Source organism: Luteitalea sp. (assembly GCF_044337415.1).
GTDB lineage: Bacteria > Acidobacteriota > Vicinamibacteria > Vicinamibacterales > Vicinamibacteraceae > Luteitalea.
The window spans coordinates 1-5610 of sequence record NZ_JBIINP010000244.1 but is presented as its reverse complement, the minus strand read 5'-3'; the positions used below and the strand labels follow the sequence as shown (position 1 = coordinate 5610).

Here is a 5610-nt window from a genome sequence, read left to right as displayed (position 1 = left end):
CTGGGCGCGCGAGCGTGCCGTCGTCGACGACGTCGGCAACATCACCGTGACGGCAGGCCCGGGTGGGCCCGCGACGGTGTTCATGGCGCACATCGACGAGGTGGGCTACGTCATCGAGTCGATTGGTGCGGATGGCACCGCGACGCTGAAGGCGGAGGGAGGCCCGGTCGCGTCAGCGTGGGAAGGGCAGACGGCCCTCGTGCACTTCGACCCTCCGGGTGCGCCGAGCACCTCCACCGGGCGTGGCATGGACACCGATGCGCGCTGGAAGGCGAGTTCGCTTGCGGCGAGCGCCCCGCCGCCGCTGCGAGGCGTGTTTCGCGCGAGGCCGAGAGCCGACAAGAAAACCCCGGACGCGCTGCAGGCCTGGTTCGGTCTCGACGCCGCCGAACTCGCCGCGCGTGGCATTGCGGTCGGCATGCAGGTGACCAGCCACAAGGAAGGGCTGCGATTGGGGCGCGTGCGCTACACCGCCCGGGCCCTCGACGATCGCGCGGGGACCACGGCGCTGCTGCGTGCGGTGGCACGCATCGATCCCGCCACGCTCCCGGGCCGGGTCGTGTTTGCCTGGTCGGTCCACGAGGAAGGCGGCCTGGTGGGCGCGGCGGCCATGGCGCGTCGCCTGGGGCGCACGGCCGCGCGCATCTATTCGATCGACACGTTCGTCTCGTCGGACACGCCGCTCGAGACGCCCCACTTCGCCTACGCCCCGCTGGGCAAGGGCCCGGTACTGCGCGCCATCGAGAGTTCGAGCATCTCGCCCGACGCCGAGCGCCAGCGCACGCGTCGCGCCGCCGAGGCGGCCGGCATCCCGCTGCAGATCGGGCTGACGCAGGGTGGTACCGATGGCACCACGTTCACGTTCTGGGGCGCGCCCAACCAGGGGCTCTCCTGGCCGGGCCGCTACAGCCACTCACCGGGCGAGGTGCTCGACCTTCGCGATCTCGACGCCCTCACGCGCCTGATCGTGGCGCTGGCGACGACGCCGACGGAGCGCTGAGGTAGGGCGGCGTGTCCCCACGCCGCCGCTGTGGGATAGCGGCGCGGTGGGACACCGCGCCCTACCTTCGTTCAGTATCTCCAGCTCTTGAGGTCTGCGCCCTGCGGCGCCGTCTTCTCCATGCGCGCGACGGCCTTGGGCACGTACATCTGGTGGTACCGGAGGCGCGATGCGTAATTGGGCCGCACCGGGTCGCCGTTCCAGCAGTGCTCGGCGCGATCGCCGTACGTGATCTCGCCGTCGAACCACGGCGCCGTCGTCGCGCGGAGGAAGTCCTCGGCGAGGTACACGGCGTTGTTCAGGTAGTAGTTGTCCATGTCGCCGACGTACAGGTTGACCTTGCCCGCGAGCTTCTTGCCGAGGCCCTTCTCCCAGTCGCGCTTCATGATGTGCACGAGGTCGTAGCGTTCCTTCCAGTACGCCGCCACGTCCTTGTCGATCTCGCCGGTCACCTTGTCCCAGATGCGCTTCGGGTAGCCGTCTGGGCCGACGGGTGAGTACGTCGCCTCCCACACGTCCCACTGCTGGCCCGAGCGCGTCTTCGTGCCGAGCGCGAGTTCGCGCAGGTTCATGTCCTCGAGTGTCGTGCTGACGTGCCCGAGCCAGTTGCGATGGCCGGGCCGCGGTGTCTTCTTCCACTTCGCCTCCACGTAGTAGGCGTTGCGGTCCTCGTACAGGTTCACCACCGTGTAGGCCCGGAAGTCGATCGGGTCCGGGCACGACGCGTAGGCGCCATTGAACGCATCCGGGTAGAACACCTGCGCGGCCAGCGCCTCCCAGCCGCCGGTGGACCCGCCGTACATGAAGCGCGCCCAGCCCTGGCCGATGCCCCGGTACTTCTTCTCGATGTGCGGAATCAGCTCCTCGACGATCGCGTCGCCCCAGGGGCCGGCGTTGGCGGAGTTCACGGCGTACGAGTCGTCGTAGAAGGGCGTCGGGTGCTGGATCTGGATGATCAGCACGCGCGGGAAGCCCTTGCCAGTCCACTCCTTGTAGAAGTCGTAGGCGGCCTGCTGCTGGTAGCGGTTGTAGCCGCTCATGCCGAAGCGCGCGCTGTAGTCGGGCTTCAGGTTCGGGTCGGGTGGTTCCTCGCGGAACCCGCCGAACGTGTACGGGAAGTGCCCGTGGTCGATCATCAGCGGGTAGCGCGCCTCGGGGTGCGTGTCGAAGCCCTCGGGCACGAGGATGTGCGCGCCGAGGTACATGTCGCGTCCCCAGAACTTCGAGAGCTTCTCGCTGCGGATGCGCTCGTGACGGATGTACCTGGTCGTCGGCGGATCGGCGATCGGCGGGATCACCTTGTCCATCGTGATGTCGATGGCGGCGTCCTTGCCGATGGTCACCTGCACGGGCGTGGAGTAGAGGTTGCCCGGCGCGAGGTTCCACTGCTGGCCCTCGCCGCGATCCATCGGCAGCTTCACCACGTATCCGTCGGCGCGGCGGAAGGTCTCGTACCGGTGCAGCAACGCCTGCGCCGTGTAGGTGCCCGGCGGCACGTCGCGAAGGCTGCGCAGCGGGTAGCCGAACGCGGCGGCGTCGACGGTGACGGGCGCGCCCGGCGCCATGCCGTCCACGTCCACCCCGAAGACCAGTTGCGTCCCGGCCTCGTCGGTGATCTGGAAGCGCGGCTCGGCTTTCGGGTCGGTCGACAGCATCACCAGCAGGCGCCCATCGAGTCGCGTCGCCTCGAGCGAGGCAGGAAACGACACGCGGATCCGCACGCCGGTCGATTGCGCCGCTTCCGGCGAGACGTGGATCAGGGTTCCGGCGATGGCCAACGCGGCGCAGAGGCCACCACCGAGTCGAAGGGCGCGGGAACGGGCAGGGGTCACGGGAAGCTCCTGGGGCGGGAGTGTAGTCCGGGACGCGCGCGGCGCGATCCCGCTTGACTCCGGCGCGGGAAGAGGCAGGATGCGTGACATGCGGATCTTCCTGACGGGGTCCACTGGTTTCATCGGCCAGCCACTGACTCGCGCCCTGCTGCGCCGCGGCTGGCGTGTCACGGCGCTCGTGCGGCGGCCCGACGCCACCTCGTCGCGCGCCGTCCAGGCGCTCGGGGCGCACCTGGCGCAGGGCGATGCCACCGATCCGGAGTCGGTGCTGGCGGCCATGCGTGATGCCGATGTCGTGGTGCACAACGCCGGGCACTACGAGTACGGCGTCTCGGGCGAGGCGAAGGCCAGGATGACGGCGATCAACGTGCGCGGCACCGAGGTGGTGCTCGAGGCCGCGCGTCGCCTGGGCGTGGGGCGCGTCGTGCACGTGTCGTCGATCATGGCCTACGGCGACACGGCCGGCCACGGCATCGCCGACGAGTCGTTCGTGCGTCAGGCGGTGCCCGCCACCCACTACGAGCAGACCAAGACCGAGGCGCACGCCATCGCCGTACGGCAGCAGGCCACTGGCGCCCCGGTGATCATCGCCTGCCCCGGGGCCGTGATCGGTCCCAACGATCACGCGTTCTTCGGGTACCTGCTGCGCTTGTACCTCGCCAGGCGGCTTCCGCCCATGGGTTGGGGGCGACGCAGCACGCTGTCGTGCGTGCACGTGGACGATGTGGCCGAGGGCATCGCACTGGCGGCAGCGGAGGGGACGCCTGGCAGGAGTTACCTGCTGGCGGGCAACGTGGCGACCGTCGAGGAGCATCTGGCGCACTGGTGGCAGGCGCCGGGCGCGATGCGCATGCGCGTGTACCTGCCCTGGCCGCTGGCCTGGCTGAACAACTGGTCGATCGAGCCGCTGCAGCGCGCCATGGGCCTGCCGGCCTTCCTGTCGCGCGACATCGTGATGACGTCGCGCCTGCAGCTCGGGTTCTCCAGCGGACGCGCGCAGCGGGAACTGCACTGGCAGTTCCGCGATGCCGCGGCCATGTGGGCCCAGACCATCGAGGGCGAACTGGAACTGCTGCGCCGGCATCGCCGCCGCACGCTCGTGGACCGCCTGCGCCCGGTCGATCCCGATGCACTCGCAGCGCTCGCGGAGACCCGATGATCGAGTTCGCCCCCACCAGCCTCGGCCTCGCCACCGTCATCTACCAGGTGCCCGACCTCGCGCATGCGAAGGCGTGGTACGCGCAGGCCTTCGCGCAGCCGCCGTACTTCGACCAGACCTTCTACGTGGGGTTCTCGATCGGGGGCTACGAACTCGGCCTGAATCCAGACACCGGTGAAGGACAGCCCGGCCCCGGCGGCGCGGTGGCCTACTGGCGCGTGCTGAACATCGACGCGGCCGTCGAGCACTTCGTGATGGTGGGGGCCACGCTCGTGGCGGCGCCGACGGATGTGGGCGAGGGGATCAAGGTGGCACGGGTGGCCGACCCGTTCGGCAACGTGATCGGCCTGATCGAGCACCCGCAATTCGAAATTTGACATGGGACATTCCAGGCGGCCGGCCTCCGGCCGTTGCCGCGTCGTGGATCCTCGAGGCGAGTGGCCGAAAGGCCCTCGCGCGAGAACTTCCAATGTCGAATTTCAAATTGCCAGCTTGCAGATGGTGTCGCCCGGCCGCACCACGCCTGGTGACACGACCTTCGCGTAGATGCCGCGGAGGTTGAGCGCGCGGCCTTCCGGCGAGTTCACCCACTTCATGGCGTCGACGCCGAAGCGCTCGATGAACTTGGCGCAGCCGGTGTGCGGCTGGTCGGTCACCTGTAGCACCGCGCGGCCCACCTGCAGGTGCGTGCCCGGGGGCAGGTTCTCGTACGTGAGGTCGAGGTCCACGATCAGCTGATCGCCGGCGAGCGGCCAACGCGACTCGTCGGGCGTGATGGCCCGGAGCGCGCGCGTCCCCATCAGCGTGATCTGCATGTCGGGATGAGGCGCCCCGTCCGTCGTGCGCGTCGACTGGCGCTGCACCCACGTGTCGCCCGCCAGGCCCTCGCCTGCGACGAAATGGCCTTCGTGCAGCACCTCGCGCACGCCCACCGCCGGGCGCCGCACCACGAGCGCCACCTCGCCCCGGTCGGCGGGCGCCAGGCGAATCTCGTCCAGGCACGCCCGCAGCTCGTCCAGCGTCGCGTGGGTCAACGTGATGGCGTACGCGGGAGCCTGCGGCATACGAGGTATAACGTTCGCGACGGCCAGACAGAACAGGGACGGCCTCGACTCGACTCTAGGCACTGGGCTCAAGGCTCAGGGCTGAAAGAGCAGGCTCAGGGCTCAGGGCAAGGCTCAGGGCTCAAGGCTCAGAGAGCATGCTGCTGGTACCCCGTACCCCGTACCCGGTACCCGATACCCGATACCCGGTACCCGCTACCCGTTCTGTACACTGCGCAACATGTACACCCTGCGCTTCACCCGCCCGCTGCTCGGCCTGGTCACCGATCCCGAAGAGCCGCTTCCGGCCGAGGTCGCCCCCACGACGCGCCTCGGCGACTGGTACGTGGTGCCGCTCGAGGCCACCGGTCGCGACCTGCTTCTGTGCACCAGCGAGCGTAGCCGCTTGTCGGTGGTCCTGCCGGCGAGCGATTTCGAGGAACTGCCCGAGAACCTGGCCATCGCGCTGGTCGGCGTGCTGCACCGCCTGGGCCTCCCGAAGGCCGTCATTGCCCGGGAGATCGATGCGATGACGAGCGGCGACGTCGGCGTCGCCAGGGATCGCGCCCTCCTCAC

Annotated in this window: 6 protein-coding genes; 4 read left to right on the top strand and 2 right to left on the bottom strand. The window is 69.5% G+C overall.

The window, feature by feature from the left end; genetic code table 11:
- The coding region (locus tag ACIRDX_RS20080; RefSeq protein WP_396627215.1) for a M20/M25/M40 family metallo-hydrolase at positions 1 to 1000 on the top strand (1000 nt) is incomplete at its 5' end.
- Positions 1001 to 1071: 71 nt separating this feature from the next.
- On the opposite strand, the gene ACIRDX_RS20075 is transcribed toward ACIRDX_RS20080, so the two are convergent.
- Positions 1072 to 2760 (bottom strand): hypothetical protein, encoded by a 1689-nt coding sequence (locus ACIRDX_RS20075; protein WP_396627216.1) that lies wholly within the window; start codon positions 2758 to 2760, stop codon positions 1072 to 1074.
- A 160-nt stretch (positions 2761 to 2920) separates the two neighbouring features.
- Here ACIRDX_RS20075 and ACIRDX_RS20070 point away from each other — a divergent pair, with 160 nt between their 5' ends.
- Positions 2921 to 3991: an SDR family NAD(P)-dependent oxidoreductase gene (locus ACIRDX_RS20070; protein ID WP_396627214.1), complete on the top strand. Its 1071-nt coding sequence runs from the start codon at positions 2921 to 2923 to the stop codon at positions 3989 to 3991.
- The gene (locus ACIRDX_RS20065) at positions 3988 to 4368 is read left to right on the top strand and encodes a VOC family protein (protein ID WP_396627213.1); all 381 of its coding nucleotides are present in this window, start codon (positions 3988 to 3990) and stop codon (positions 4366 to 4368) included. Before ACIRDX_RS20070 ends, ACIRDX_RS20065 begins: the two co-directional genes overlap by 4 nt.
- A 102-nt stretch (positions 4369 to 4470) precedes the next feature.
- Here the strand turns inward: ACIRDX_RS20065 and ACIRDX_RS20060 are convergent, their stop codons facing one another.
- A complete protein-coding gene (locus ACIRDX_RS20060) occupies positions 4471 to 5055 on the bottom strand; it encodes an MOSC domain-containing protein (RefSeq protein ID WP_396627212.1) in 585 nt (194 codons plus the stop codon).
- 220 nt (positions 5056 to 5275) lie between these two features.
- Here ACIRDX_RS20060 and ACIRDX_RS20055 point away from each other — a divergent pair.
- On the top strand, positions 5276 to 5610 hold a 335-nt coding region (locus ACIRDX_RS20055), incomplete at its 3' end, for a DUF6933 domain-containing protein (RefSeq protein WP_396627211.1).